Annotated in this window: 1 protein-coding gene; it reads right to left on the bottom strand. The window is 66.3% G+C overall.

The annotated features are described in order from the left end of the window. Positions 1 to 106: 106 nt before the first annotated feature. Positions 107 to 259: a M13-type metalloendopeptidase gene (locus OH705_RS29595; RefSeq protein WP_416383600.1), complete on the bottom strand. Its 153-nt coding sequence runs from the start codon at positions 257 to 259 to the stop codon at positions 107 to 109. Positions 260 to 276: the final 17 nt, after the last annotated feature.

The following is a 276-nucleotide window of genomic DNA, read 5'->3' as shown; positions in this document are numbered from 1 at the left end:
ACGGCATGGGACGACGACGATGGGCTGCATCATCGGTGCGATAGCCATGTCGTGCAACCCGCGACAGGGCGGGACGCCTTCGTCCCGCCCTGCTCCCGTCAACGGATCACCAGATCCGCACGCGATCCTGTGGGGCGATGTACAGCGGGTCACCCGGCTTCACGCCGAACGCGTCGTACCAGGCATCGATGTTGCGCAGGGGGGCGAAAGACCGGATGTGGCCTGGCGAATGCGTGCCATTGACGAGTTGCTGGCGCAGCGCGTCGTCGCGCCACA

It is taken from the genome of Pseudomonas sp. BJa3, from assembly GCF_026343815.1.
Taxonomy (GTDB): domain Bacteria; phylum Pseudomonadota; class Gammaproteobacteria; order Pseudomonadales; family Pseudomonadaceae; genus Aquipseudomonas; species Aquipseudomonas soli.
The sequence above is the reverse complement of the archived record's forward strand: the minus strand, read 5'-3'. Positions and strand labels throughout refer to the sequence as shown.